Source organism: Paenibacillus sp. FW126-R14, assembly GCF_058789495.1.
In genome coordinates this window covers 71762-96926 of record NZ_JBYTBS010000005.1, presented here as the reverse complement: position 1 = coordinate 96926, position 25165 = coordinate 71762, and the positions used below count along the sequence as shown (strand labels likewise).

Sequence of the window (25165 nt, the reverse complement as noted above, 5' to 3'; positions counted from 1 at the left end):
AGAATGAATTATACTTGCATTATGCTGCATACTATTTTAGAGGTGATTTGTTTTGAAAAAGGCGCTGGATGCCCTCATCATTTTAGTTGGCGCTCTGCTGGTCGCTGTCGGCTTCAACATGTTTCTCATCCCTCACCAGCTGCTTAGCGGCGGGGTTTCGGGATTCGCCATGATTATCGGTTATTTTACGAACTGGAACATTGGCTTTTTATATTTAATATTTAATTTGCCTCTTATGATTTGGGGCCTGGTCTCCATCGGTCGAAGATTCATCATGATCAGTGTCGCATCTGTTATTCTAACCACATGGCTCATGCAAGTGCTGCCTACGAATTACGTTGCGCAGGAACCTATCCTCGGTGCTGTTTTCGGCGGCGTACTGATTGGTATCGGAAGCGGTATCACATTAAGAATCGGCGGGTCCAGCGGAGGCTTCGATATCGTTGGCTTAATTTTGACGCGCAAATTCGAGTTCCCGTTAGGGACGATTCTCTCCGGCATGAACGGCATCGTCATTGTGGCGCTCGGTTACTACAAGCACAATTGGGATCTCGCCCTTTTTTCCATGTTAGCGATCTATATTAGTGGCAAAGTTGTCGATACCGTACATATCCGCCACGTGAAGGTGACGGCTTTCATTGTTACCAAACAGAAGGAAGAGTTGACTCAGGAGCTGCTGCAGCTTCCAAGAGGCGTCACAGTCGTCAAGACGGAAGGCGCTTATACGAAACAACAACATGATATGCTTATGACGGTCACAACCCGCTATGAACTTGCTGAGCTAAAACGAATTATCAAGAAAATCGATCCAAAAGCGTTCGTAAATATCGTTGAAACGGTCGGTGTTGTTGGCGAATTCCGCAAGCTGAAGTCTTGAATCGTGTAACACGCCTCTTTCATCCGGTTTAAATTGTGTTATAATGATTGTAATTTCATATAGTTCTGGTTTCATCGTGAATGGTTCAGGCGTAGTTCTTATTCTAATCTTATGATTGGAAGGGTGATGCTTGTGGAAACAGTCAAATTGTCCAGGATTGTGATGAAATTAACACCCGAGTTGTACCCCTTCTTAACCAGCTGCGAGCTGGACTCCGAGATCGTCCTCCGGTTCGGTATCGAGGCGCTCGAGGCAGAAGACGTCATGGAGATTATTCAATTCAGCATTTCGGAACATCATAAAGACGCCCTGTATCACTAAGGGGCGTCTTTTTCTGATGCCCACACGATTTATTTCTTTATTTGTTATCCAGTTTGTAATAATTAGGGTATATAGGTTATGATAAGAGCATGGTATAATAGTACATAAGATCAATTAATGGAGGTGTCTGGTATGGGAGCATTATCTCCTTGGCACATCATCTTAATTGCAATTGTCGCCCTTCTTTTGTTTGGGCCTAATAAACTGCCTGAGCTTGGCAGAGGTTTTGGCAAAATGTTTCGTGAATTCAAGGATGCAACGAATGGGAATGGCGGTAACAGCACTTCTGATGATCAGCCTGTGCAAGTCCGTAAAGAGATTAATCCTGCAGAAGTACAGAACACGGAAACAGGACAAGTTCACAAATAAAAAGCGCCCGGCATGCCGGGTGCTTTTTATTTTATCATTCAGTTTCTTCCGCGCATAACCGCCTGCGTACCAAGGAACATAACCGCCGCTATTGCTGACATAATAGTCGCAAACACATACATGCTGGCGCCTCCCCACTGCTCGCTCAACCATCCGCCGATCGAGCCGCCGATAATTCCGGCAAGTCCCATGAACACCATGGCAAGTATCGATTGCCCCGTTGATCCAAACTGCTCCGGCAGCAGACGTACGACGTATTGCACAGCGACGATCCACAATACCGCGAAGGTGAGCATTTGCGTCACTTGCAGCCCGATGAGCACCCAAGGATCGGTGATAACCGAGTAAAGAATCCAACGAATCGTATAAATAATGGAGACGATCCCGAGAATGGTCAGTTCGTGATAGCGATGAATATAGCGATTTATTAAAGCAAATACAGGAATTTCGCTGCACGCCGCAATCGCCCACGCCCAACTGACCATCGCATCCGTAGCCCCGAGCTTATTGAGATATAAACCCAGCAGTGCGTCGTTCATCCGATGCGGAATCGAAATAACCAGGACCATGAACATAAACCACAGAAAGCTTTTGCTTTTAAAAATAATGCCGATCGCCTTGAACGTAATTCGCTGTCCGCTGCTCTTCTCATCCTTGATAAAGGCAAGAAGCAGGAACGGAAAAATCCATAGCACCCAATAAAAATAAGGAATTCTGGCTACCCCGCCTAATTCGTCAAGCAGCAGCCCCGAAATTAATGCAACGCTAGAAAAACCGATGGACCCCCATACCCGAACAGAACCATAGGACATTCCCCGTCCGGCGGTTGACTTCACCACCAAATTATCGATAAGCGGAACTGACGGCAGCAAGAAGAAATACAGCAGCAAAATGAAGCCTAGCGTTAGCCCGAAGCCGCTCGTTAAAAAAAGTCCAAAACTGCCCAATAACGAGAGGACCCATAGTAAAAAAACGATATTTTTCACGGAATTGAATCTGTCGCTTACATACCCCCAGAAGGGCTGCGCGAATATGGAGATGAACGGACCAATCATCATTAGCAATCCAATTTCTGCCGCTGTGTAGCCTTTTGTTTGTAAATAGAGGGGCAAATAGGGCAATAAAATAGCGCTTGAAGCATAGTAAAAAAAGTTAACGCCAGACAATGAAACAATTTGCTTATCAACTTTCAACAACGTCTACCTTCTTTCTACAGCTCTCTACAAATTTCCTCTGTGCGGCGTGTACCGCTTGCTTTATAATAAAGCTAGAACAAGATAAGAGAGGACTTATACATCATGGACATTTTACTTGCTTCACTTGCCCTTATTTGGGGCAATGTTACTGCCGCTAACCCGGATGCCAGCTTCGAGCAGCTCGTTCAAGCCTCTTTGGATGCCAAAAATGCCGTAGCTATCGTTCAACCCGCTCCATCGCAAGACCCAACAGATCCTCTCGCTCCTGTTAACAAAATTGACCCGCAAAAAGACGCACCTAAGGTTAAAGGCGTGTATGCCACGGCGCATAGTGCCGGAGGCTCCCGACTGAACACCCTTGTGAAACTGATGGATGACACGGAACTGAACGCAATGGTTATCGATGTCAAAGACGATTGGGGCTACATAACTTGGGAAACAGGCAATGCCGAGTTGGACGCCATGGGGACCACCCAGAAAATTATCGGCAATATGCCAGGCTTGATGAGCACCCTTAACGAACATAACATTTATCCCATTGCACGCATCGTTGTTTTCAAAGACACTATTCTCGCTAAGAAGAAACCGGAATTATCCTTTGTTAACCCGGACGGCACCGTGTGGGGCAACGGCAAGAACCCGCCCGACAGCTTCGTAAATCCATATAATAAAGAAGTATGGGATTACAACATCGCAGTAGCCAAAGAAGCGGTTAAAGCCGGATTCAAAGAAATTCAGTTCGACTATGTCCGGTTCCCGGAAGGCTTCGAGAAAAGAGCCGATACGCTCAAATACACGAAGGATGAACGTCCTCGTATCGATGCTGTCGCTTCTTTCGTCAAGTATGCCAAAGAACAATTGCAACCGCTTGGCGTTCGCGTCTCTGTGGATATTTTCGGCTATGCCGCATCGGTTCCTGCCGCCGAGGGCATCGGTCAAGATTTCGAAAAGATTTCCCAAAATGTCGATGTCATTTCGCCCATGATTTATCCGAGTCACTATAGTACCGGCTGGTTTGGCGCTAAAGTCCCGGATGCCGCTCCGTATGTAACGATTAACGGCGCCTCGAAAGATACGACGAAGAAGTTGGAAGCCATTGACAAAAAGGGTTGGAAGCCCGTTGTTCGCCCTTGGATTCAAGATTTCACGGCTTCCTGGGTTCCCGGTTACATTAAATATGGCAAACATGAACTGGAAGAACAAATTCGCGCACTGAAAGATAACGGCGTCGACGAATTCCTGCTCTGGAACGCAAACAACAATTACACACCGAATGTTAATTATTAATCAAGGAAACACCCTGAGAGTATATACCTCAGGGTGTTTTATCGTATAATCAAGATTATGTTACCAGATTTGCTGTGACGCTGTACACTAAAAGTTACAGACAAGCCAATTGCCTAACAATCTCTAAAGGAGTGAAGAAATGAAAATTGTCGCGATTACGGATATGGATCTCTCCCTCATGCAGGACCAAATGCCTCAGGACCTAAAGGAGCGATGCGAATTCCAATGGTATAGATCTTCCAAAGAAGCCCGGGAACAGGTTGCTGATGCTGATGTTATCGTGACGGCGGGCCGGATTCACCCGGATTTGGTCACAGTTGAAAAAGCGCCTAAGCTCAGGTGGATGCAAACCTTATCCGCCGGAGTCGATAAGCTGCCTCTGCAAGTATTGGCGGAGCGGCAAATCAAGCTAACCAACGCACGCGGGGTACATACGATTCAGATGAGCGAGTTTACGCTCAGCCTTATGCTGCAGTGGGTGCGCAAATCAAATACGCTGTATGAGTGCCAGCTTCGGAAAGAATGGTACCAGAGCATCAGCGTAGGCGAGCTTGCCGGTAAAACGCTAGGCATTGTCGGCGCCGGCGCCATCGGTGAAGCCGTTGCCCGCAAAGCGAAAGCTTTCGATATGTCGGTCATCGGATTTAACCGCACGGGCACACCGCAGCCTGACTTCGATGCAACGCTCTCCGGTGATGAAGGGCTTTGCAAGCTGCTCGCCCAAAGCGATTTCGTCGTTCTGCTGCTCCCCAGCACCCCAAAAACACGCGGCTTAGTGACGAAAGAGCATCTTAGTCTGATGAAATCCAGCGCATTCTTGATCAATCTTGCTCGCGGCGATGTGATCGATGAAGCCGCATTGACGCAAATGCTTCAAGAAGGCAAGCTTGCCGGCGCTGCGCTCGATGTCTTCGAGCAGGAACCTTTGCCGGCGACTTCTCCCCTCTGGAACATGAGCAATGTCATCGTTACGCCGCATATTGCCGGTTCATCCGCTCATTACACCGAACGTGTCTCTTCTATTTTCTATCATAATCTGCGAGCCATGTTGGATGGCGGAGACATGATAAACGTTGTTAGTCTTACCGAAGGCTACTAACATATAGAAACGCACCTTATCCTACTTCGATTTCCTTCGTAGTGATAAGGTGCGTTTCTGTTATTTGCCCGGTATTGCCGCCAAGCCTCTCATATAAGGGCGAAGTGCCGCAGGGATATAGATTGAACCATCTCCCTGTTGATGATTTTCAAGCAATGGAATCAAGATGCGCGGTGTGGCGACAGCTGTATTATTGAGTGTGAAGCAGTAGCGAAGCTCACCGTTCTTATCCCGGTAACGCAGCCCGCTGCGGCGCGCTTGAAAATCGAGGAGGCTTGACGACGAGTGCGTTTCGCCATACGCGTTTCGGCTTGGCATCCAAGTCTCGATGTCGTACTGCTTATAATTTTTGGCTCCCATATCTCCCGCACATACGGCAACGATCCGGTAAGGCAGCTCCAGCAAGTCAAGAATGTCTTCGGCATTTCGAGTGATTTGCTCCAGCATTTGATCGGCTGCGGCAGGATCATTCTCGCAAACAATCACCTGCTCAACCTTTGCGAATTGATGAACCCGGTACAGTCCGCGCACATCTCTGCCTGCCGATCCCGCTTCCTTGCGGAAGCAGTTCGATACGGCGGCCAGTTGGATAGGCCCCTGCGAGAGATCTACGATTTCATTCGCATAATACGAAACCAGCGGTCCTTCCGACGTGCCTGCTAACCATTTGTTCTCTTCCTGCAGCTCATAGGTCTGATCTTTGCCTGCAGGAAAAAATGCTGCGTTCACCAGCGTTTCCTCGCGAACCATAAGCGGCACGTCCATGACGGTAAAGCCTCGGTCCGTTAGCAAATCGATGGCCAGCTGTTGAACCGCCCGGTGCAAATGCAGCCCCATCCCTTTGAGGTAATAGTTGCGGCTTCCTGCCACCTTGACCCCTCTCGGGACGTCAATGATATCCAGGTCTTCCCCGATTTGCATATGATCGCGGGGCTCAAATGTGAAGGCTGCAGGCTGTCTTACAACCTTAATGACAACATTATCTTGATCCGTAGCGCCAAGAGGCGTTTGAGGCGAAAACAGGTTCGGTACCGTCAGCATAAGCTCCTTGAACCGCTCCTCGACTTTGCCAAGCTCCTCTTCGTCTAAGGCCAGGCTTGCATTCCAGCTGCGAACCTGCTCCTTCATTGCCTCCGCCTCCGGCCGGTTCTTCTCCGCCATATGCTTTGCGATCTGCGCGGTCGCCCGATTGCGTTCTGCACGAAGCTGATCGACACGATGCTGCAGCTGTCTCTTCTTCTCTTCTGCTTCCAGCAGCTCCTCAAGGGGACAGTTTATTCCCTTTTGCACGGCAGCTTCTCTAACTTGATCTTGATGATTGCGAATCCATTTGATATCCAACATGTTCCGTCACCGCTTCCTTTTCGATTGTGAGAAAAAGACAAAGAACGCCCCTGTCCGAATTGGGACGAGGAGCGTTCTGCTCGCGGTGCCACCCAACTTGATGACGACAATTGCTTGCCATCATCCGCTTGGTTCCGCGATAACGGGCGGTGCCGGTTTATTTAAAGAAGTCGATGCTTATTCAGTCATCAGCCGTTCCGATCATAAACGTCTCCGAGTTGGATGCTCTTCACAGACATAATGTCGCTTTGTACGTTGTTCGCTATTATAAACAAAGACGTGCGCCATGTCAATCGGCTTACCCCTTATTGCGATAAGCGGCTGGCCAGTTCATAAAGCTCTTTGTTAAACTCGCGCTTCGTATTGACAACCAAATCAATATCCGTAGCGACTAATTCGCCTTTGATGACGCCGCATGCTTTGGAAGAATCGCCTTCCATCAGTCGGCGAACAGCAAAGTCACCGAGACGGCTTGCCAGAATCCGGTCGTTATGTGTAGGTGTTCCTCCGCGTTGGATATGGCCCAGCACGGTTACACGCGGTTCGATACCGACCACTTCGTTGATCTGCTTCGCAATCCCGTCGCCTGTTCCCGCTCCTTCGGCTACGAGAATGATACTGTGACGTTTGCCATGGGAGAAGTTGTCCTTCATACGGTTAGCCACTTCGCTAATATCGACTTCAACCTCAGGAACAATGATCGTTTCTGCGCCGCTGGCAAGCCCTGCATAAAGCGCAATCTCACCGCAGTGACGGCCCATGACTTCCACAACGGAAGAACGCTCGTGTGACGTCATCGTGTCGCGAAGCTTGTTGATCGCATCCACAACGATGCTCACCGCCGTATCGAAACCGATCGTAAAGTCAGTGAAAGGGATGTCATTGTCAATTGTCCCCGGCAGACCCATCGTTTTGATACCCAGCTTGCTTAGTTTGTTCGCTCCTTGGTAAGAACCGTCCCCGCCGATAACGACCAAGCCGTCAATCCCGCGCTTACGCAGATTATCCGCCGCGATTTGTTGACCTTCAGGAGTCAAGAACTCTTTGCAGCGCGCTGTTTGCAGAATCGTTCCACCGCGTTGAATGATATCGCCAACGCTTCTAAGATCCATTTGGCGGATATCATCGTTAATCAAACCATGATAGCCGCGCTGCACGGCATAAACTTCCAGACCATGGAATAATGCGCTTCGTACAACCGCACGAACAGCCGCATTCATCCCCTGCGAGTCTCCACCGCTTGTTAATACTGCAATTGACTTTACTGCTGACATTTCATTTTCCTCCTTCAAATTCTTGTGAATGACATTCATGATGTCGTGCGAATAAACATGCTATTTAGCCAGAAAAATAACCGGGTTAACGGACTATTTTTCATTAGACGCTTGGATATGTTTTTAACTTGTTGTTGTCCATTCACTTTTGGGTCTGATAAATAGAGCGCAAGTAAACCTTCGATTATCATACGATGAAATCGCGGATGTTCCAAGAACAAAATTTTACTGCGCGCCTCCTGCACGATGAATGCAATCCTCTCAACCGTGTCCTCCATCGAGCCGTAATAGCTGCAGAAGTTGAGATCGCCGCCCAAAACATCTTCTTCCTGATCAATTAAATAATCAAGCAGAATATGCAATCCACAGACATAAGGAAAATAAGCTTCGCGAATCGACGCTACCTGCTTGTCGCTCAAATGCGAGTCGCAGGCAGCCAGAAACAGCATGAACATCCCTAAAGTCGAGCCCGTCGCCGCCGCAAATTCATTCCATGCGATCTGCTTAAACCGGTGTTGATGGAGATTCCACCATTGTTGAAGCTCAGGCTCCCGCATATCCTTGCGAATATGCTTGTACACTTGTAAATCGCAATATAAGGCAACGAAATCCCGCACCTGATCCGCGACTTGTCCATAAGACGGAAGCAAATCGATACAGGACTGGCATTTCAGAACGAGATCTCGAAGATAGTTGCCGTCTTCTTTCTCGTGCCTGTATGCATAGTAATCATTCAAAGGTTTTGAGGGATCTACGGCATCCAGCATCGACTGATGGAGCTGTCGAAAATCTTGGGGATCTAATGAGGTGCTGCGATCACACAAATTGTCCAAATAATCGCTAATCGTTTGAAATGCGACAATAAGCGGAATCAATACATGGCGCATCGGCAAATTAGCAGCTGCATAAACGGCGCCGCCCTGGCAATGGAATTTCTTGGTGGCTATGCTGGCTAAAGCTTGCGTGCGCAGCTCCGTATCTGGAATGTTCTCCGCTCTTTTCTTCCAAACAGACAGCTGTTCGCCTACTTCCGGTAAAATGTACCGGTACACTCTGAGCATTAAACGGAGCGGACCTTGCGGAACCTTTGTACTACTTCTGTTCAATTGCTTCAAGCAGACTTCCTCCACAACTTTGTTCATAGCAATATTGCAGCAGCAGTTGCATTTCATATCGCTGAATATGTCTCAGCCAACTGTCTACTGTTGAATTTTGAACCAAGGACACTTGCAGCTCTACCACGTCAATGAATACACAAGGGTTCCAAACCGGCGATGTAATCAGCACTTCCAACTTCTGGCGCAGCGCCTCATTGTCCAGATCCGCCAAATCTTTCACAGTCAAATAATCTCGCACGCACGCAATTAAATTGGAGAAAATCGGATGATGCCCAACATCATTAAACCAATACTTCGCGTTACTGTAGTCGCCTTCCATCCGGTGCATGAGAGCATGCCAATAACTGCCGGTAGCATTTGTAATTTCCTGGGCAATATCATGCGATTTGTCCAGGCTTTCGTTTAATAAATACAAGCCTGCTTTAATAGCCATGCCGTACATCACTTGCTCCGGCGTGCCTTGGGTCATGTTGGCAGGCAACATCGCTTCGATGTTGGCATCCATGGCCAAATCCCATTCTTCAATTGGATATAACGCAGGCAGATGCTCCAATAACGGCTTCGCAATAGCTCCCAACCAGTCTGCCTCATCTTTATTGCTATGCATGCCAGTCACTCTCCCTTTCATTAGACAAGCTTAATGGTGGGTCTTCGATTCCAAATCCTGATTAATCCGGAACCAAAGGTGAAGATCATTTATGATCGATGCCAAATCAGCAATTTCAGAATTTAATCGACACGAAGTTATAAAATCATCTTCCTGATCCAACTGGTTTTGTTTACGAATAATAACAGCCTCCAGCTTGATGATGCGATCCGGAATAACCCCGCGAATTTGTTCCCATTGAAATAAAATATCAACGCGCACATCGGCAGGATACGAATCCCAATCATGTTCTAAAGCCGGAGTCTCGATGCCGAGTCTGGCATCATATTGAAAATAGCAGCTCATTCTTCTGAATTACCTCCTTGCAGTAAAAACATGCTGCGATAGTTCAAGAAACATTCTACCTTTAAATGTATCACTTCAAACCTTGGGTTTCCAGTTAAAATTGTATGTCAACAATATTTCATTTTCTGGTATACTTAAATAACGTTTTTAGAAGGGACAATCAGTTAGGAGAGATTCAGATGACCGCTTCAGCAACGAACAGAACAATCTCATGGAAACAGCTAATCTCCTTTTTTCTCCCCCTCGGCCTTTCTGCAACGCTTGTTACCCTCTCGCACGTCATCATCAACAGCACACTCGCCCGGGCCGATAACCCCGAAGTCGTCATTGCCAGCTATGCGTTACCGCTCAGTTTGTTAGGCTTAACCGAGAAGCCGGTTGTTTTGCTTAGACAAGCTTGTTCGGCCCTCGTCAGAGACCGAATCTCCTTCCGGGCTATGGCAGCGGTAAGCTCTTATGTATTTGCCTGCATCATTCTTATTGGTCTCATTATATGCTACACGCCTGTCGGAGAATGGGTGTTTCTTTATTTCTTTGGCGTCGAACGCGATTTATTGGACACTACGCTCAGTGTTTATCGCATTTTGATGTACGTAAGCATTTTTTCCGGATTAAGGTGCTTATTTCACGGCATCATTATTTTTAACATGCGGACGAAATGGTTAACCATCGGGATGGGCGTTCGTATCGTCGCCATGTATTTGTTATCGTTATACTTTATTACAACGGATAATGTTACCAGCGGACGGGTTGGCGCCATTATTTTTCTGCTCGGCATGGTGATTGAAGCTTTGGTAGCCGTTTGGGAAGGAACCAGCTTGCTTAAGAAAGTGATTCCGGAAAAAGCGCCGGGACATCCGATTGAAACGAAAAAACAAATTTTCAGCTTCTATAAACCGCTGTTGTATTCATCGGTCATTGCCGTCATCATCGGCCCGGCGATTAATGCGGTCTTAGGGAAAACAACGCATATTCATCTTGCGATATCATCCTTTGCGATTGCCGGCTCTTTAACCCAGCTGGTGTTAAGCTTTTTCTCCTACATACATCAAATCGTATTGAATTTCTACCGGAAAGACGCCACATCGGTTCTCCGGTTTGTGCTCATTCTAAGCTTTATTCCCGGCACTCTTATCGCTATTCTCGCTTATACGCCGCTTGGACCTTGGTTTATGTTTCACGTGATGGGCGTCAATTCTGAGCTTATGCACGCTAGTCTGCGCGCTATGCGTATCTTTATGATTATGACATTTGTATTTCCTTGGCTCGATTATATGAACGGTATCATCATGCTCAGAGGGCAAACGAAAATCATGGTTTTCTCGCAATCTGCGAACGCTATCGTTACGGTTTTAACGCTTTTTATGGCCATTTGGACCGTTCCGGGCTGGAATGGCATGATCGGCGCATTAGCCCAATCCATAGGTATGTTAGCTGAGTTGTTAGTTGTCGTCTACGTGCTTAAGCGCACGTCCGAAGTGCGTCAGCCAAGCCTCTCTTCAAAAAATTTGTAGCGAAAACGAGTGATAACCCTATATGCAAACGTCTAATCTTATAAAGTCGCAACATAACCTGCTCCGCTTGTTCACTTTTTCTTTTTTCATGACAATGGGCATTGTGGTCACTTTCTTCCCCCTGTACTTTGACTACAAAGGGTATTCCAAGCTTCAAATCGGATTGCTCTATGCGATCGGGCCGTTAATCGGGATCGCGACAAACCTGTTATGGGGCTTTCTGAGCGACCGTTTTCAAACGGTTAAGAAAATCATGATCATTCTGATTATCGGTCAGCTCGTAACGGCCATCTTCGTTTTTACGGCAGGCTGGTTCTCCCTTTTATACGTTTGTTTAGCGATGTTTTTCTTCTTTCAGCAGCCGGTCAATTCGCTCAACGACAGTCAAGTCATGCTAAGCATTCGGTCCAGCGGCAAAAGTTACGCCTCCTTTCGCGTATGGGGCTCCATCGGGTTCGCCGTATCGGCCGGAGGCTTCGGCTTATTGCTTCGACACTACGGAACAGGTCTCACGCCCATTCTTTGTCTGTTCACCATTTCTTGCTCGTTAATCCTCGTTTTTTTCTTAAAGGACGCTCGTCAGAGCGGCAAGAAAATGGCCTTTGGCGGCATGTTGAGCATCCTTCGTTCCAAGAAGTTTGTCTGGTTTTTAACGCTAATCATCATCATGTCCGTTTCTCACCGCTTTAATGACGGCTTCCTAGCCCTCTATATGCGGCAGCTCGGCGCTTCCGACTCACTGATCGGCTACGCCTGGATGGCCTCCGCGCTAAGTGAAATCCCCGTGTTCTTCTTGCTTAGCAAGCACGGGCACCGGTTCAAAGAATTGCCGCTCCTTGCCTTTGCCGGGATCGTTTACGCTTTGCGCTTTTTCATTATGGGTTCCATTCATAACCCTGCATGGATCATCGGCGTTCAGCTCCTGCACAGCTTGACCTTCGGCGTTTTCCTGATTACGGCGAACCGCTATTTGAGCCAAATCATTCCGGATGAATACCGTTCGTCCGGTCAAGCGATATTTGCTGTTGCTTGGTCAAGCATCGCTGGATTAATTAGCGGTACATTAGGCGGCTGGATCTACGACGCAGCGGGGGGAAGCTCGGTCTACATCATTGCCGGATGTTTATCGATTGTCGCAACGATCGGTTTCCTGGGCACTCATCTATTCCAGAACGATGAACGCTTGCCGGGCCGCAGGTAGTTTTTTTAAAAAATGAAGGGAATGATTTCGTGTTAGCCATTGAACGGTTATCTCACAGTTTCCGCACAGGTCAAGAGGATACTCCCGTTCTGCATGAACTTAGCTTCCGGGTAGAGCAAGGCGAAATGGTCGCTTTGCTCGGCAGCTCAGGCTCCGGGAAATCAACATTATTAAATTTAATGGCAGGCTTAATGAAGCCTACCAGAGGTTCTATCTCCATTGCCGGAGAGGCGATTGAAAAAATGAGCGAAAACCGCTTGGCGGAATTTCGACGGACGCACATCGGCTTCATTTTCCAATCTTATGAATTAATACCACATCTAACCGTTCGCGAAAACGTAGAACTGCCTCTCGTCTTTCAAAGCATCTCTGGCGCGGAACGCAAACAAAGAGCTATGGCGCTCTTACAGCAAGTAGGAATCGGCGATAAGTCCGATCTATTTCCGGCGCAGCTCTCCGGAGGACAACAGCAGCGTGTCAGTATCGCCCGCTCGCTCATCACGAAACCGGCCATCGTCTTTGCGGACGAGCCCACAGGTAATCTCGATACGAAGACGGAAGCCGAAATTATCGATTTGCTCATTGATCTCAATCAAAATTCGGGAATCACCTTCGTTATCGTCACTCACGAGCACGAGGTGGCACGCCGGACTCAGCGGATCTTGCAGCTTCGCGACGGATACTTGCTGGAAGGAACTGCTCAGGATGGTGAGAACGAATGAAGTTCAAGGATTACGTTCGGCTAGGCTGGGACCAACTGCAGCGGCGCAAGGTTGTAACCGCGCTGTGTACCGTAGGGATTGCCATCGGCTCGGCCTCCATCATGGTGGCGCTCGGGTTTGGCGAATCGATACAGCATTACAGCCAGAAGCAGCTGAGCTTCTATCTCAAAACAGATGAAATTACGATTACGGATCAAAGCGGCGATCCGAACAGCCCGTCTAAACTGACACAGAGCAAGCTCGAACTCATTCGTACTTTTCCTCATGTGAAATCCGTTGCCAGCTTTCAAGAGTTGGGTCAATTCAACTTCACTGTCGATGATGGCAAACAAAGCTATCTTCGTCTCATTGCTACGGAGCTGACGACACTCGAGGATTTCGACTCCAAGTTCCAACAAGGCGGGGCAAGCAGTCAAGACAACAATATCATTCTAAATTACGGCACTACGCTTGGCGTGTTGGATTTGAAGACGATAGAAATTCGCAACAAGCTTATGCAGCAAAATCCAAGCAAGGAACAGGCCGAGACATACCGCCAAATGGGCACGATTCCTTATCCGCTTTATCAAAAGCAGCTGCTTTTGAAATCGAATGATTATCAAGGGCAGCCCGGAGGAAGCTCTGGCACACCAACTGCCGAGCCCAGAGAGGTATCGCTTCGCGTTACCGGCATCCTGCAGAAGCCCGATGGACTGCCTGACAACATGCTACAAGGAAATAAAACCGCCTATGTGTCGCCGCAGACCGGTCTCAAAATACTGGAAGCCCTCAACAAATCGGCGCCCGACGGGCGAGTTCAGTATTCCGAAGTGAAAGTTAAAATAGACAGCAGCGCCAACGTAAAGCAGGTTGACGAGTGGATTAAGAAGCTTCAGCTCAATACACAAACCAATTTATATCAAGAGGATCGGATGAAAGGCGAGTTCGTTATCGTTCGTTTGCTCCTTACGGGTGTTGGACTTTTTGTGCTTTTCGTAGCCTCGATCTCCATTGTTGTCGCCATGACGATGTCCACCCATCAGCGCCGCAGACAGATTGGCATCATGAAAGTATTGGGTGCGAACTTAAAGCAAATCCGAAACATGTTTATTGTGGAATCTTCCCTCCTGGGCATGCTTGGCGGCCTTGTAGGCATTCTGCTCTCCTATTGGGTTATTTGGGGGATCAATCTCATTATTATCCGCTTCGGTTCCGGTTCGGGAGAGCAGGCTGAAATATTATTCATCTCCCTGTGGATTCTTCCCGTCGGTATGTTCTTCGCTGTGATGACCGGCGTCCTTTCGGGGCTGTACCCCGCTATTAAAGCATCTCGCACGGACGCATTGACTGCAATTAAACGAGAATAGGAGTTTGCCAAGCATGAGGAAAAAGAAAACCTGGATACTACTGATAACAGCCATCATTGTCTGCGGTATAAGCAGCTTTTTATACATATCCAGCCACCCCAAAGCAATGAAAGGAAACAAAACGAACCTGGCAGCAGCTCCCAGCGCCTTGCAATTTAAAGTGACGAAAGAGGATCTTGTCAACAGTGTTGAAGTCAAAGGGAAATCGTCTTACGAGAAGGAAACTCGTGTTTATGCGCCATTCGGCGGCGAAATCAAAACCTGGCAGATCACAGACGGGGCTCAGGTAAAAAAGGGCCAGCTGCTGTTCGAACTTGATGCCACACCGCTAAAAAGTGAGATCGCCACCCTGCAATCAAATCTGAGAAAGCAGAAGCTGGAGTCCGATCTTGCTAATTTCAAAGCAGCCGCTCCTGAAGGAGACACAACCGGCGGTGCAGCCGGCGCCGTCAGCGAGAATGATGCCCGCTCCCGCTTCGCCTCTTCCGAGGGACGAAAAATTCAAGAGCAGTTGAATCAGGTCAATGACGAATCCATTCAATTGCAGCTCGCGAAAAAGCAGGAGAAAGTGGAACAGGCCGCCTTTACGGCTCCCGAGGACGGCATCTTCTTATTCGAAGATTCCGCCAAAATCCCAAAATCCGTCGAAGAAAGCGTACGAATCGGGAAAATCGTGGATTTGACGAAACTGCAATTAGTTTGCACCGTCGGAGAGTTCGACGTATTCCGGATTAAGCCGGGCATGCCTGTCCAAGTTAAAGTAGAAGCCTTGAAGCAGAAAAAACTGCAGGGCAAAGTGGAAAAAGTATCGAAATTTGCGAAGTCCGGCACCGATCAAGGCTCCGCCTCCGCACAGTTCGAAATTACAATTTCGCTGGAGCCGGATGAGCAGCTTATTGCAGGACTCAGTCTTTCAGGTACGATTGAGACCGAGAAGAAAAACGGAGTTACCGTCGTCCCCACGTTAGCCGTGATGCATGAAAAAGACGTTTACTACGTCATGCTCCAGACGCCGCAAGGCGTAGAACGCCGTGAAATTGAGATCGGCATGGAAACGCCGGAGAAAACCGAGGTCGTCAAAGGTCTTCAAGAAGGAGATACGGTTGTGCTGCAGTGACAACTGTTTTATACTATAGTCTTAGTACCAAGTAATAATGCTAACGAAAATGAAGCAGCAAAGGCAGGTAATTGTTTTATATGAATTATGAGGATTTCAAGTCCATTGTACTAGAACGCCGCAGCGTTCGGAATTTTACTGAGCAGGAAGTCGCGACAGAAGATATTCGTGAAATTATCGATTGCGCCCGCTATGCGCCAAGCGATACGAATTCCCAGACCTGGAAGTTTATTGCGATACGAAATACAGAGAAGATTAAACATATTGAACAGCTGACATGGGAACAGCTCCACCTTAGAGCGGCAGAGGCCGAGACAAAAGGTCTTTCCCGGGAAGCCCGCCTTCTCGTGAAATCATTCGGACCGTATGCCACAGCATTTTCCGATGCACCTGTGCTGATCATCTGCTTGGCGACGCCTTATGAGTCGAAGTTCCGCGATCGCATTTTTGATCCGATTGAGCTTGTGCATGATGCGGTCTGGGCCGAAGAAGGAATCAAGAGTTCCTGCCTGGCTTCCCAGAACCTCATGCTTGCCGCGCATGCCAGAGGTCTCGCAACATGCCCGATGACAGGTCCTGTCCTGCTGGCTCAGGATCAAATCCGCGAGTACCTGAACATTCCGGATGAATGTCAGATCAATATGGTTATCGCCCTCGGTCATCCGAAGGATCGCCCGGGCAAATTGGCCCGCAAAGAAATCGACGATATTCTTCAAATCATCGACTAAAAGATACAAGGAGCTGCCGCAATTCGCGGACAGCTCCTTTTTATTAGGGACGAGTATGTTCCACCGCGGTTTGCGGCTGCCTTTTTATTTTACCGGGCCAGAAAGAAGCTTCTCCAAGCAGTATCGTGATCGAAGGAACAAGGAACGGCCTGACGATGAATGTATCCAAAATAACGCCAATCGCGCAGATGACGCCGAATTGAACCAGCACCTGGATCGGCAGCGTAGCGAGCACTGCGAAAGTGCCGGCTAGGATTAGTCCAGCCGATGTAATAACAGAGCTGGTTGTGCTTACGCCCAGGCGAATCGCATCTTTCAGTTTCAGACGGCCGCGCTCCTGCCATATGCTAGACACCATGAAAATATTATAATCCTCGCCCAAGGCTACGAGAAAAACAAAAGCATAGAGCGGAATCAACCCCTGAATAGCTGACGTATCCATAAAATAGTGCAAAATAAGCCAGCCCGCGCCTAATGCTGAAAAATACGAGAGCAAGACAGTGGCAATCAGATACACCGTCGCAACGATGGATCTCAAATAAACGAGCAATAACAAGGCAATCACCCCGATGACAATCGGAATGACCACGCGAGTGTCGCGTTCCACGACGGTTTTGCTATCGTACTGCGTTGCCGTCTCGCCGCCAACCCAAACCTGCGGAGCTGCCACCCCTGCCTTCACAAGCTGCTGCTCGGCGGCTTCGCGGATCTCCGGTATTTTCTCGATTGCGGTCAGCGCATACGGATCCTGCTTGAAAATGAGCTCATAAGCTAGTACGTTCGTGTCTTTCTGGCTGCCTGCCGGCTTTGAAACCGATTCGACATATGGCAGCTTTGCAAGCGCCCCCTGTACATCTGCCTCTTTCCCCTCCGTATTGACAATGACTTTCACCGGAGCCAACGAACCCGGAGAAACATGCTCGGAAAGCAGCGTAAACCCTTCTCGTGACGGCATGGATGACGGAAAAGACTCTAGCAGGTTATACGTAAACTTGATTTGAGGAGCAAAAGCCGCAAGCGCCACCAGTACGATTAAACTGATTGCCAATACGCGTTTAGGCTTTTCTGTTACCACACGCCCCAATGCAGCGCTTAAAGCGCCGACTGCTTTCTGCTCGCGTACCTTTTTTCCTTTCCGTGCTTCCTTCTCGGCGCGCATTTCAGACGTCAAGGGGATGAAAGGAAAGAAAGAAGCCCGGCCGATAATCGCGAGCAGCGCCGGAACCAGCGTCAAGCTGGCAATCGCCATAATGAAAATTGCGACGCTGAACGGAATAGCTAATCGATGATTCGAGCCATAATGGGCAAATAACAGCCCTAATAACGAAACGATGACGGTCAAGCCGCTCATGCCAATCGCACCGGTTGACCCTCCGAAGGATGCGCGCAATGCAGCGTATTTATCCTTCTCTTCCAGCAAGGCTTGACGATATCTGGCTACGAAGAAAAGACAATAATCCGTTCCCGCACCGAACAGCAGCACGGTCATGATCGAGATGGACTGCGCATCAACCGTTATCCAGCCATGCTTGGCAAGGAACCCGAGAATCGGCGAGATGATGCCGTAAGCAAAGCCGACCCCGATGAGCGGAATGATCGCGAGAATCGGGGAGCGATACAGCAGGATGAGCAGCAGCAGCACCAAAAGGACCGTTGCCATCAGCAGCGCTATGTCCGCTCCTTTGAATAACGCTGTTGCATCGGTTTGAATGCCCACCGGACCCGTTATGCGGGCGTGCAGGCCCTCCTCGTTAACCTTGGCGGCGAACGGGTCGCTGCCGAGCTGGGCTGCCGTTATTTCCTGCAATTTCTTCAGACCTTTTTGCAGAACCTCTGTCTCTGTCCCTTCTTCAAAAGAGATCGGCAGCACGAGCAGGGTTCCGTCTTTGGACAGCATGCTTTTGACAGCCGGAGCCGGCAGCTGATGCAGGGGCGGCAGCCCCTTTTGCGCATCCAACGGCGCATCCGTCAGCTGCTTCGTGACCTTCTGCACGCCGCTAATATCATCTTCCGTTAACCCGGAAGCGCGGTACCAAACGATTAGGGCAGGCACGCCTTCGTCGCTCGGGAAATATTCCCGCATCGTTTCGCTGGCTTGAAGCGACCACGAGTCATTCGGCAGCTGATGTGCCGCATTATTTTCCTGCGAATTGACGTTAGGCAGAAAGACCGATAAAATTCCAGTTAACAAAACCCATACAACGACGGTTACCCATTTACTGCGTCGACCGGCAACTATAGCGCCTAGCTTGCTAAACAAGGGATTTTCGTGCATTTGCAACCTCTTTTCTTTTGATTCGATTATTGGTGCTGCATTGGAATGATGATGATGTAATTAATTATATATACTGGACAGTTAATTAATCAATGATTTTCTATTTTCTCAGAAGTGGAGCGATTCTTATGGACAAAAAAACAAAGCCGCTCGGCCGCCCCCGCGCCGCACAAGGGGAAATGCCGCTCACGCATAAAATTATCCAAACAGCCATACCGATGTTCCTGTCCAGAGGCTATGAGTCCGTTTCAATGGATGATATCGCGAAGGAGTGTCAGGTAACGAAAGCATCTGTTTATTATTACTATCCATCGAAGTCGGATCTGCTGACAGCCTCCATGGTGCAGTTGATGGATAATGTCAGAAAAGTGACCTTGATGCGTTTAAATCAGCCAGCCTCACTTCGCGATCGATTATTGGATATCACTGAAGCGCATTTGAAAGCTATTGATTTCGATCTTCATTCCTTCCTGCGCAAAATGGAGGCTGTCCTCTCCGAGGAGCAGATGAACCTGATGCGCAAATCCGAGCAGGGCATCCTCGATGCGTTGGAGCATGAATTCAGCAAAGCCGCCGCCTCCGGTGAAATCGGTCCCGTTGACCCGCGGTTCATTGCACGCGCGTATACCTCTCTGCTGATGATGGGGCACGCACGCGATGGGGAAGGCAACAAACTGTTTCCGCAGGAAAGCCAGGCCGCTACCAAAATTATCGACATCCTATGGCATGGTTTATTCCCGCCGACTTAAGATAAGCTGCCCTGAGAGTGGAACACGACTCGCTCGCGATTAAGCCTTTCCTACATGCTGATGCTGGCTTCGCGAGTGGGGTGTTCATGGGAACTATAGTCCTCTAATTCCTCCAAAAGCTACCCTTTGGCAAATCATAGGGAACTATGATCCTCTATCTCCTCGGTTTTGGCCGAACGGCAGCCATCCGGCGGGAAATAAGTCCCTGTAGTTCCGTTTTAACCTTGAAATATGCTAATCGAGCACAGATAGCGTCCTATAGTTCCCCATATCGGTAAGGAAATCGGAACGAAATTCGATAACCGGTCATAACAGCTATTTAATTACACGATTCTGCTGTTCCCGTACCTCGCTCTACGTGTCTCTTCCGACTTCACCCCGTACTGCATTACTCCTTACCTCTTACGCCGCCTTGCTCCCTATCCCACGGTACTCGACACCTCTTACTCCTGCTCCCTACCACAGTACCCTGCATCTCTTACGCCCTCTCACTATCCATGCTCCTCCACTCTATCCCCGCTACTCTGCACTTCTTACGACTACCTCAAATCGCGATACTCCTTACCTTTTCTGCCTACTTCACTATCCCACGGTACTCCTTACTTACGCCTACTCCCTACCACAGTACCCCTTACCTCTTACGCCTTGCTCACTATCCCACGGTACTCCTTACTACTTACTACTACCCCCGCACTCCCCGTTTGCCCATCTGCCCCTCATCCAACCTCCGCACCATCGGTTCGGAAACCCACGCAATAGCGCATCCCCAAACATTATAACGTTATATTTACTTAAGCAATCCAGTATGCTATCCTAACATTATAACGTTATATTCAATAAACTGATTGACACCCTTCTCCAACAATAAGGGGAACTTACACGCAAGACATCATGAAAACACTTATAATTTGATTTACAGAAAAAGGTGACCTGCATGAAAAATCGATTCGTCCTACACAATGTCAAGCACGTAAACGGAGAATTTCTCGATATTGTAATCGAAGACGGAAAAATTGCCGAATTGACGAGTCCCGGACAGGGGCAAGGCGAGCAGATTGTAGACTTCTCAGGCGTCTATGTTTCAAGCGGTTGGATCGATATGCACGTTCACGCGTTTCCTGCCTTTGATCCTTATGGCGATGAGATCGATGAGATTGGCATCAAACAGGGTGTTACCACGATTGTTGACGCCGGAAGCTGCGGAGCTGACCGCATTGCGGAATTGGCTGCAAGCAGACGATATGCCAAAACGAACTTATTTGCTTTTTTAAACATTTCGCGCATTGGGTTGCAAAGGGTCGATGAGCTATCCGACATGACCTGGATTAATCACGAGAAGGTTGTTGAAGCCGCAAGGACTTACGAAGACTTCATCGTCGGTTTAAAAGCGAGAATTAGCAAAAGCGTTGTCCGCGACTCCGGCATTGCTCCTTTGCGCGCTGCGCGGGAACTTTCAAGTGCGACCTCGCTTCCTTTGATGGTCCACATCGGTTCGGGACCGCCAAGTATCGAAGAAGTAATCTCGCTTTTAGAAAAAAAAGATATCATTACCCATTATTTGAACGGGAAAGCGAATAATCTTTTTGATGAAGAAGGCAAGCCTTTGCAGGTTCTGACGGAGGCGCTGGCAAGGGGCGTGCATCTGGACGTAGGCCACGGCACAGCAAGCTTTTCTTTCAAGGTTGCCGAAGCCGCGAAAAAGCACCATATCGGTTTGAACACGATTTCGACGGACATTTACCGTGGGAATCGCTTGAACGGACCTGTATACAGCTTGTCCAATGTGCTGACGAAATTTCTGTACCTGGGCTACTCGCTTCAAGAAGTGATAGATGCCGTTACCTCCCACGCTGCAAGTTGGCTGAACAAGCCGGAACTTGGCCGCATCCAAGTTGGGGATACGGCCAACCTCACGATGTTTACGGTTCAGAACGAGACACTGGTGCTCACTGACTCCGAAGGTGACCAGCGCACGGCAGAACAAACAATTCAACCCAAAGGAGTAGTTGTAAATGGCACTCTCACTAAATGCTAAATACGGCCTTAAACGTGTCATCAATGCAAGTGGACGCATGAGTATTCTGGGTGTCTCCGCACCGACCGATACGGTCATGGAAGCTATGAAACATGGCGGGCAAAATTACGTGGAAATCGCGGATCTCGTCGATAAAGCCGGCGACTATATCGCGAATATACTCGGCTCCGAAGCTGCTGTCGTCGTCAATTCCGCTTCAAGCGGTATCGCGCTCTCTGTCGCAGCTGTTGTCACGCAAGGAAATCGCCGGATGAGCGAACGCTTGCATCAGGACCCGATTGCCAAGCGTGAAATCATCATTCTTAAAGGCCACAACGTCCAGTACGGAGCTCCGGTGGAGACGATGGTGTATCTCGGGGGCGGCAAGCTCATCGAAGTTGGTTACGCGAATGAAGGGAAAGCTGAGCATATCGAGGATGCCATCAGCGAAAATACAGCCGCTATTCTTTATGTGAAATCCCATCACGCGGTCCAAAAAAACATGATTTCTGTAGAAGAAGCATGGGACATTGCGCAGCGTAATAATGTACCGCTTATCGTGGATGCGGCAGCGGAAGAAGATATTCAAAAGTATGTGAAATACTCGGATCTCGCCATTTACAGCGGCTCTAAAGCGATCGAAGGCCCTACTTCAGGGATTGTCGGCGGCAAACGCACCTATATCGAATGGCTCAAAGTTCAGCTGTATGGCATCGGGCGGAGTATGAAAGTAGGAAAAGAAACTACCTTCGGCTTGCTTCAAGCGCTGGACGAATACGGCGTGAAAGAGGATAAAAGCGAGCTGGAAAAGGCTACCTTGCAAGTGCTAATGCCTCTCGGCGAGCTGAAAGGGATTAAGGTGACAATCGTTCAAGACGAAGCCGGCCGGGCCATTTTCCGCGGGCGCATTCATGTCGATCCGGTGCAAGCCGGAACGACGGCTAAAGAAGTCGTAACCGGGCTGCAAGAAGGCGAGATAGCCATTTATACCCGCGATTACGGCGTAAGACAAGGCTATTTTGATATCGACCCACGTCCTCTACAAGGCGATGATATTGAGGTTATCGCCGCTCAAATACGTAAACTAGCAGGAGGTCAATAACATGTCCAACATGGCAAAACGACTTTATAAAGGCCGCGCAGCTCTTAACGTGCTCGCTAACTCCGTAGAAAACGCGAAAGAAGTATTCGAAGCAGCCGAAGGCTATGTGCTTGTCGGCGTACTTTCAAAGGACTATCCAACCGTAGAAACAGCCGTTGCCGCTATGAAAGAATATGGCAAAGCGATAGACGAAGCCGTATCCATCGGACTTGGCGCAGGAGATAACCGTCAAGCGGCTGTCGTCGCAGCCATTGCCAAACACTATCCGGGCACGCACATCAATCAAGTGTTCCCGTCCGTTGGCGCAACGCGAGCAAACCTTGGCGAACAAGACAGCTGGATCAACAGCTTGGTCTCCCCGACCGGTCGCGTTGGTTACGTCAATATCTCAACAGGTCCTGTGAGCGCCGCTCAATCCGAGCATGCCATCGTACCTGTGAAAACGGCGATCGCGCTCGTTCGCGACATGGGCGGGAATGCCCTTAAGTATTTCCCTATGAACGGCCTAAGCCGTGAAGAAGAGCTGCGCGCCGTCGCCCAGGCTTGCGGCGAAGAAGGCTTTGCTTTAGAGCCGACCGGCGGCATCGATATGGAAAACTTTGTACCGATTCTTCGCATCGCGCTCGAAGCGAACGTTCCGCAAGTCATCCCCCATGTGTATTCGTCGATCATCGACAAAGCGACCGGAAAAACGAATACCTCGGATGTGCGCGAATTGCTCAGCATCATGAAAAGACTGGTTGATCAACATGGCTAAGCGGGTTGCTGCTTTTGGAGAGGTTATGATGCGGCTGCAAGTGCCGGGATATGAGCTCTTGTCTCAAGCAAGTATGCTCCACTACACGTTCTCCGGTACTGGCGTGAATATAAGCTCAGCCCTCGCCCGCTTCGGGCATACGGGATATCTGATCTCCAGATTGCCATCCAACGCTGTGGGGGATGCCGCGGAAGCTTACTTGCGCAAACTAGGGATCAACTCTTCGTTGATTACTCGCGGCGGAAACTACCTCGGCATGTATTTTTTAGAAAATGGGTTCGGTGCCCGGCCCAGCCGGGTAACGTATTCCAATCGCCAGGAAAGCAGCTTTAATACTGCTCCTGAGAACACTTATGATTTTGCCGAATTGGCAAAACAAATCGACATTGTCCATTTCTGCGGAATTACGCTGGCTATGAATGACCAAGTGCGCCAGCATATGAAAGCTTTGGCCAAAGAAGTTAAAGCGAATGGCGGTACCGTTGTTTTCGACTGCAATTATCGTCCGGCCCACTGGGGCGAAGGCGGCTATGCGAAGGCAAAGCCTCACTACGAGGACATGCTGCAGCTCGCGGACATTGTCATGATGAACGAGAAGGATGCCATGTACATCCTTGGTATGCATACCGATCAGACTGAGCGTCAAAACCAGCTGATAGAGCTGATCCCAGCGGTTGCAGAGAAGTATCAAATCACTGTCATTGCTGGAACGCATCGTCACATTAACAGCGACAACACCCATTCCTTGCGCGGGTATATTTATAAGCATCAAGCGTTCACCTTTTCTAATCTGCTCACTTTTTCCATCTATGATAGAATTGGTGCAGGAGATGCCTACACAAGCGGTATTTTACACGGGGAAATCCAAGGATTTACCGCCGAACAAACCGTCGGGTTCGCAGCAGCGGCCGGCATGCTTGCACATACCATTGTTGGCGATACCCCCATGTCATCCGAAAGCGATATTATGCGCGCGATGACGGAAGCCGTAGGCGATGTAGAAAGGTAGTGAACGTTTAGGTGAATTTATCCCGCAATAAACGCCCCTTATATTTGCAAATTATGAATATCCTGAAGGATCGCATCTTGCACGGTGTGTATCCTTTGGGTACCAATATTCCTTCCGAGCCCCAGCTGGAGCAGGAATTCAATGTTAGCAAAATCACGGTTCGCAATGCTATCAAAGAGCTGGCGCAAGAAGGTTATTTGGAAAAAGGCAGCGGCAAAGGCACCAAGGTCATCCGTAATGCTTCTTTGTCCAAGCTGTCCAAATGGAAACGTTTCACAGAGGTACTCGTTGAAGAAGGCTACCAAATTCACAAGCAGCTGCTACGAGCTGAAGTTGTCACGAATACGGCTGAAACATTACAATATCAGCTGTTTGGCGAGCGCTGTTTCTATATAGAGCGGCTGTATCACCTGAATGAAACACCCTATATTCACTATTCCCACTATCTTTCGCTGCAAATGGCCGCGACCGAGCTTACGGATTTGAACGATCAATCCCTGTATGAGCTGCTTGAAGATCACGGCATTGCCTTGGAAAAATATCGGGATGAGTTCGCTGCCGTCACCGCGCCTTCCTCCATAGCGGATATGCTGCAGGTGAAAGCAGGAACGCCCTTGCTGAAAAGATTGCGTTATTCCTATGACGAGCACGGCGCTCTGATCGAATTCAGCGAAGGACATTACAGCACCGAAATGCACAATTATGTAGTCAATTACGATACTTAGAAAATCGGGCGCCTGCCCTTTAATCAGCAGCAAAAAAGACAGCCCCCAATGGGTGCTGTCTCTGTTGTT

25 protein-coding genes are annotated in these 25165 nt (G+C 48.8%); 18 read left to right on the top strand and 7 right to left on the bottom strand.

All coding sequences use genetic code 11. The annotated features are described in order from the left end of the window. Positions 1 to 52: 52 nt before the first annotated feature. The 3 genes from AC3WRW_RS05085 to AC3WRW_RS05075 all read left to right on the top strand — a co-directional run bounded on the left by AC3WRW_RS05085 (position 53) and on the right by AC3WRW_RS05075 (position 1567). Positions 53 to 877: a YitT family protein gene (locus AC3WRW_RS05085; RefSeq protein ID WP_492545272.1), complete on the top strand. Its 825-nt coding sequence runs from the start codon at positions 53 to 55 to the stop codon at positions 875 to 877. A 126-nt stretch (positions 878 to 1003) separates the two neighbouring features. Continuing rightward, positions 1004 to 1198 (top strand): hypothetical protein, encoded by a 195-nt coding sequence (locus tag AC3WRW_RS05080; protein WP_079413795.1) that lies wholly within the window; start codon positions 1004 to 1006, stop codon positions 1196 to 1198. Positions 1199 to 1330: 132 nt separating this feature from the next. Beyond that, positions 1331 to 1567 carry a Sec-independent protein translocase subunit TatA/TatB gene (locus AC3WRW_RS05075; RefSeq protein WP_492545271.1) on the top strand — a complete coding sequence of 79 codons (237 nt, stop codon included), beginning with the start codon at positions 1331 to 1333 and terminating at the stop codon, positions 1565 to 1567. 38 nt (positions 1568 to 1605) lie between these two features. Here the strand turns inward: AC3WRW_RS05075 and AC3WRW_RS05070 are convergent, their stop codons facing one another. After that, the gene (locus tag AC3WRW_RS05070; RefSeq protein WP_492545270.1) at positions 1606 to 2763 is read right to left on the bottom strand and encodes an MFS transporter; all 1158 of its coding nucleotides are present in this window, start codon (positions 2761 to 2763) and stop codon (positions 1606 to 1608) included. A gap of 102 nt (positions 2764 to 2865) precedes the next feature. Here AC3WRW_RS05070 and AC3WRW_RS05065 point away from each other — a divergent pair, with 102 nt between their 5' ends. Together AC3WRW_RS05065 and AC3WRW_RS05060 are read left to right on the top strand one after the other, a co-directional pair. Beyond that, on the top strand, positions 2866 to 4050 hold the full coding sequence (locus tag AC3WRW_RS05065) for a putative glycoside hydrolase (protein ID WP_492545269.1): 1185 nt from the start codon (positions 2866 to 2868) through the stop codon (positions 4048 to 4050). A 139-nt stretch (positions 4051 to 4189) separates the two neighbouring features. Further along, positions 4190 to 5149: a D-2-hydroxyacid dehydrogenase gene (locus tag AC3WRW_RS05060; RefSeq protein WP_492545268.1), complete on the top strand. Its 960-nt coding sequence runs from the start codon at positions 4190 to 4192 to the stop codon at positions 5147 to 5149. Positions 5150 to 5209: 60 nt separating this feature from the next. Here AC3WRW_RS05060 and serS read toward each other — a convergent pair whose 3' ends face one another. Beyond that, positions 5210 to 6493, bottom strand: coding sequence for a serine--tRNA ligase (gene serS / locus AC3WRW_RS05055; RefSeq protein ID WP_492545267.1), 1284 nt, complete (start codon positions 6491 to 6493; stop codon positions 5210 to 5212). Positions 6494 to 6578: 85 nt separating this feature from the next. Here serS and AC3WRW_RS05050 point away from each other — a divergent pair, with 85 nt between their 5' ends. Beyond that, positions 6579 to 6734 (top strand): hypothetical protein, encoded by a 156-nt coding sequence (locus AC3WRW_RS05050; RefSeq protein ID WP_492545266.1) that lies wholly within the window; start codon positions 6579 to 6581, stop codon positions 6732 to 6734. A gap of 64 nt (positions 6735 to 6798) precedes the next feature. Here the strand turns inward: AC3WRW_RS05050 and pfkA are convergent, their stop codons facing one another. From pfkA to AC3WRW_RS05030, 4 genes are read right to left on the bottom strand one after another with little or no spacing between them, the layout of a single operon-like run. Beyond that, positions 6799 to 7767, bottom strand: coding sequence for a 6-phosphofructokinase (gene pfkA / locus AC3WRW_RS05045; RefSeq protein WP_492545265.1), 969 nt, complete (start codon positions 7765 to 7767; stop codon positions 6799 to 6801). Positions 7768 to 7802: 35 nt separating this feature from the next. Beyond that, positions 7803 to 8828: a tetraprenyl-beta-curcumene synthase family protein gene (locus AC3WRW_RS05040; RefSeq protein ID WP_492545394.1), complete on the bottom strand. Its 1026-nt coding sequence runs from the start codon at positions 8826 to 8828 to the stop codon at positions 7803 to 7805. 31 nt (positions 8829 to 8859) lie between these two features. Beyond that, on the bottom strand, positions 8860 to 9492 hold the full coding sequence (locus AC3WRW_RS05035) for a hypothetical protein (protein WP_492545264.1): 633 nt from the start codon (positions 9490 to 9492) through the stop codon (positions 8860 to 8862). Positions 9493 to 9522: 30 nt separating this feature from the next. Beyond that, entirely contained in the window at positions 9523 to 9837 is a 315-nt protein-coding gene (locus tag AC3WRW_RS05030; protein ID WP_492545263.1) for a hypothetical protein, read from the bottom strand. A gap of 179 nt (positions 9838 to 10016) precedes the next feature. Between AC3WRW_RS05030 and AC3WRW_RS05025 the strand changes: the two genes are divergently transcribed. From AC3WRW_RS05025 to AC3WRW_RS05000, 6 genes are all read left to right on the top strand, one after another. Then, the gene (locus AC3WRW_RS05025; protein ID WP_492545262.1) at positions 10017 to 11351 is read left to right on the top strand and encodes a multi antimicrobial extrusion protein MatE; all 1335 of its coding nucleotides are present in this window, start codon (positions 10017 to 10019) and stop codon (positions 11349 to 11351) included. Positions 11352 to 11373: 22 nt separating this feature from the next. Continuing rightward, positions 11374 to 12552, top strand: coding sequence for an MFS transporter (locus tag AC3WRW_RS05020; RefSeq protein ID WP_492545261.1), 1179 nt, complete (start codon positions 11374 to 11376; stop codon positions 12550 to 12552). A gap of 29 nt (positions 12553 to 12581) precedes the next feature. After that, positions 12582 to 13274 (top strand): ABC transporter ATP-binding protein, encoded by a 693-nt coding sequence (locus AC3WRW_RS05015; protein WP_492545260.1) that lies wholly within the window; start codon positions 12582 to 12584, stop codon positions 13272 to 13274. Continuing rightward, positions 13271 to 14620, top strand: coding sequence for an ABC transporter permease (locus tag AC3WRW_RS05010; protein ID WP_492545259.1), 1350 nt, complete (start codon positions 13271 to 13273; stop codon positions 14618 to 14620). The genes AC3WRW_RS05015 and AC3WRW_RS05010 overlap by 4 nt, the downstream gene beginning before the upstream one ends. A 13-nt stretch (positions 14621 to 14633) precedes the next feature. Further along, the gene (locus AC3WRW_RS05005; RefSeq protein WP_492545258.1) at positions 14634 to 15737 is read left to right on the top strand and encodes an efflux RND transporter periplasmic adaptor subunit; all 1104 of its coding nucleotides are present in this window, start codon (positions 14634 to 14636) and stop codon (positions 15735 to 15737) included. 80 nt (positions 15738 to 15817) lie between these two features. Next, complete coding sequence (locus AC3WRW_RS05000) at positions 15818 to 16465, top strand: nitroreductase family protein (protein ID WP_492545257.1); 648 nt, start codon at positions 15818 to 15820, stop codon at positions 16463 to 16465. Positions 16466 to 16508: 43 nt separating this feature from the next. Here AC3WRW_RS05000 and AC3WRW_RS04995 read toward each other — a convergent pair whose 3' ends face one another. Continuing rightward, positions 16509 to 18740 carry an MMPL family transporter gene (locus AC3WRW_RS04995; RefSeq protein ID WP_492545256.1) on the bottom strand — a complete coding sequence of 744 codons (2232 nt, stop codon included), beginning with the start codon at positions 18738 to 18740 and terminating at the stop codon, positions 16509 to 16511. A 128-nt stretch (positions 18741 to 18868) separates the two neighbouring features. Between AC3WRW_RS04995 and AC3WRW_RS04990 the strand changes: the two genes are divergently transcribed. From AC3WRW_RS04990 to AC3WRW_RS04965, 6 genes are all read left to right on the top strand, one after another. Continuing rightward, positions 18869 to 19489, top strand: a complete 621-nt coding sequence (locus tag AC3WRW_RS04990; RefSeq protein ID WP_492545255.1) for a TetR/AcrR family transcriptional regulator — start codon at positions 18869 to 18871, stop codon at positions 19487 to 19489. 934 nt (positions 19490 to 20423) lie between these two features. After that, positions 20424 to 21524 carry an amidohydrolase/deacetylase family metallohydrolase gene (locus AC3WRW_RS04985; protein WP_492545254.1) on the top strand — a complete coding sequence of 367 codons (1101 nt, stop codon included), beginning with the start codon at positions 20424 to 20426 and terminating at the stop codon, positions 21522 to 21524. Next, positions 21502 to 22605, top strand: a complete 1104-nt coding sequence (locus AC3WRW_RS04980) for a DgaE family pyridoxal phosphate-dependent ammonia lyase (RefSeq protein WP_492545253.1) — start codon at positions 21502 to 21504, stop codon at positions 22603 to 22605. Before AC3WRW_RS04985 ends, AC3WRW_RS04980 begins: the two co-directional genes overlap by 23 nt. Before the next feature lies 1 nt (position 22606). Then, positions 22607 to 23362 carry a 2-dehydro-3-deoxy-phosphogluconate aldolase gene (gene dagF, locus AC3WRW_RS04975; RefSeq protein ID WP_492545252.1) on the top strand — a complete coding sequence of 252 codons (756 nt, stop codon included), beginning with the start codon at positions 22607 to 22609 and terminating at the stop codon, positions 23360 to 23362. Then, positions 23355 to 24371, top strand: coding sequence for a sugar kinase (locus AC3WRW_RS04970; protein WP_492545251.1), 1017 nt, complete (start codon positions 23355 to 23357; stop codon positions 24369 to 24371). Before dagF ends, AC3WRW_RS04970 begins: the two co-directional genes overlap by 8 nt. An 11-nt stretch (positions 24372 to 24382) precedes the next feature. Then, on the top strand, positions 24383 to 25096 hold the full coding sequence (locus tag AC3WRW_RS04965) for a GntR family transcriptional regulator (protein ID WP_492545250.1): 714 nt from the start codon (positions 24383 to 24385) through the stop codon (positions 25094 to 25096). Positions 25097 to 25165: the final 69 nt, after the last annotated feature.

What these genes read in the sequence shown, in the direction of transcription:
- AC3WRW_RS05080 (WP_079413795.1), top strand. Translation starts at nt 1,004, where the DNA reads ATGCTTGTGGAAACAGTCAAATTGTCCAGGATTGTGATGAAATTAACA.
- AC3WRW_RS05075 (WP_492545271.1), top strand. Translation starts at nt 1,331, where the DNA reads ATGGGAGCATTATCTCCTTGGCACATCATCTTAATTGCAATTGTCGCC.
- AC3WRW_RS05065 (WP_492545269.1), top strand. Translation starts at nt 2,866, where the DNA reads ATGGACATTTTACTTGCTTCACTTGCCCTTATTTGGGGCAATGTTACT.
- AC3WRW_RS05060 (WP_492545268.1), top strand. Translation starts at nt 4,190, where the DNA reads ATGAAAATTGTCGCGATTACGGATATGGATCTCTCCCTCATGCAGGAC.
- serS (WP_492545267.1), bottom strand. Translation starts at nt 6,493, where the DNA reads ATGTTGGATATCAAATGGATTCGCAATCATCAAGATCAAGTTAGAGAA.
- pfkA (WP_492545265.1), bottom strand. Translation starts at nt 7,767, where the DNA reads ATGTCAGCAGTAAAGTCAATTGCAGTATTAACAAGCGGTGGAGACTCG.
- AC3WRW_RS05040 (WP_492545394.1), bottom strand. Translation starts at nt 8,828, where the DNA reads ATGCTCAGAGTGTACCGGTACATTTTACCGGAAGTAGGCGAACAGCTG.
- AC3WRW_RS05035 (WP_492545264.1), bottom strand. Translation starts at nt 9,492, where the DNA reads ATGCATAGCAATAAAGATGAGGCAGACTGGTTGGGAGCTATTGCGAAG.
- AC3WRW_RS05030 (WP_492545263.1), bottom strand. Translation starts at nt 9,837, where the DNA reads ATGAGCTGCTATTTTCAATATGATGCCAGACTCGGCATCGAGACTCCG.
- AC3WRW_RS05025 (WP_492545262.1), top strand. Translation starts at nt 10,017, where the DNA reads ATGACCGCTTCAGCAACGAACAGAACAATCTCATGGAAACAGCTAATC.
- AC3WRW_RS05020 (WP_492545261.1), top strand. Translation starts at nt 11,374, where the DNA reads ATGCAAACGTCTAATCTTATAAAGTCGCAACATAACCTGCTCCGCTTG.
- AC3WRW_RS05010 (WP_492545259.1), top strand. Translation starts at nt 13,271, where the DNA reads ATGAAGTTCAAGGATTACGTTCGGCTAGGCTGGGACCAACTGCAGCGG.
- AC3WRW_RS05005 (WP_492545258.1), top strand. Translation starts at nt 14,634, where the DNA reads ATGAGGAAAAAGAAAACCTGGATACTACTGATAACAGCCATCATTGTC.
- AC3WRW_RS05000 (WP_492545257.1), top strand. Translation starts at nt 15,818, where the DNA reads ATGAATTATGAGGATTTCAAGTCCATTGTACTAGAACGCCGCAGCGTT.
- AC3WRW_RS04995 (WP_492545256.1), bottom strand. Translation starts at nt 18,740, where the DNA reads ATGCACGAAAATCCCTTGTTTAGCAAGCTAGGCGCTATAGTTGCCGGT.
- AC3WRW_RS04990 (WP_492545255.1), top strand. Translation starts at nt 18,869, where the DNA reads ATGGACAAAAAAACAAAGCCGCTCGGCCGCCCCCGCGCCGCACAAGGG.
- AC3WRW_RS04985 (WP_492545254.1), top strand. Translation starts at nt 20,424, where the DNA reads ATGAAAAATCGATTCGTCCTACACAATGTCAAGCACGTAAACGGAGAA.
- AC3WRW_RS04980 (WP_492545253.1), top strand. Translation starts at nt 21,502, where the DNA reads ATGGCACTCTCACTAAATGCTAAATACGGCCTTAAACGTGTCATCAAT.
- dagF (WP_492545252.1), top strand. Translation starts at nt 22,607, where the DNA reads ATGTCCAACATGGCAAAACGACTTTATAAAGGCCGCGCAGCTCTTAAC.
- AC3WRW_RS04970 (WP_492545251.1), top strand. Translation starts at nt 23,355, where the DNA reads ATGGCTAAGCGGGTTGCTGCTTTTGGAGAGGTTATGATGCGGCTGCAA.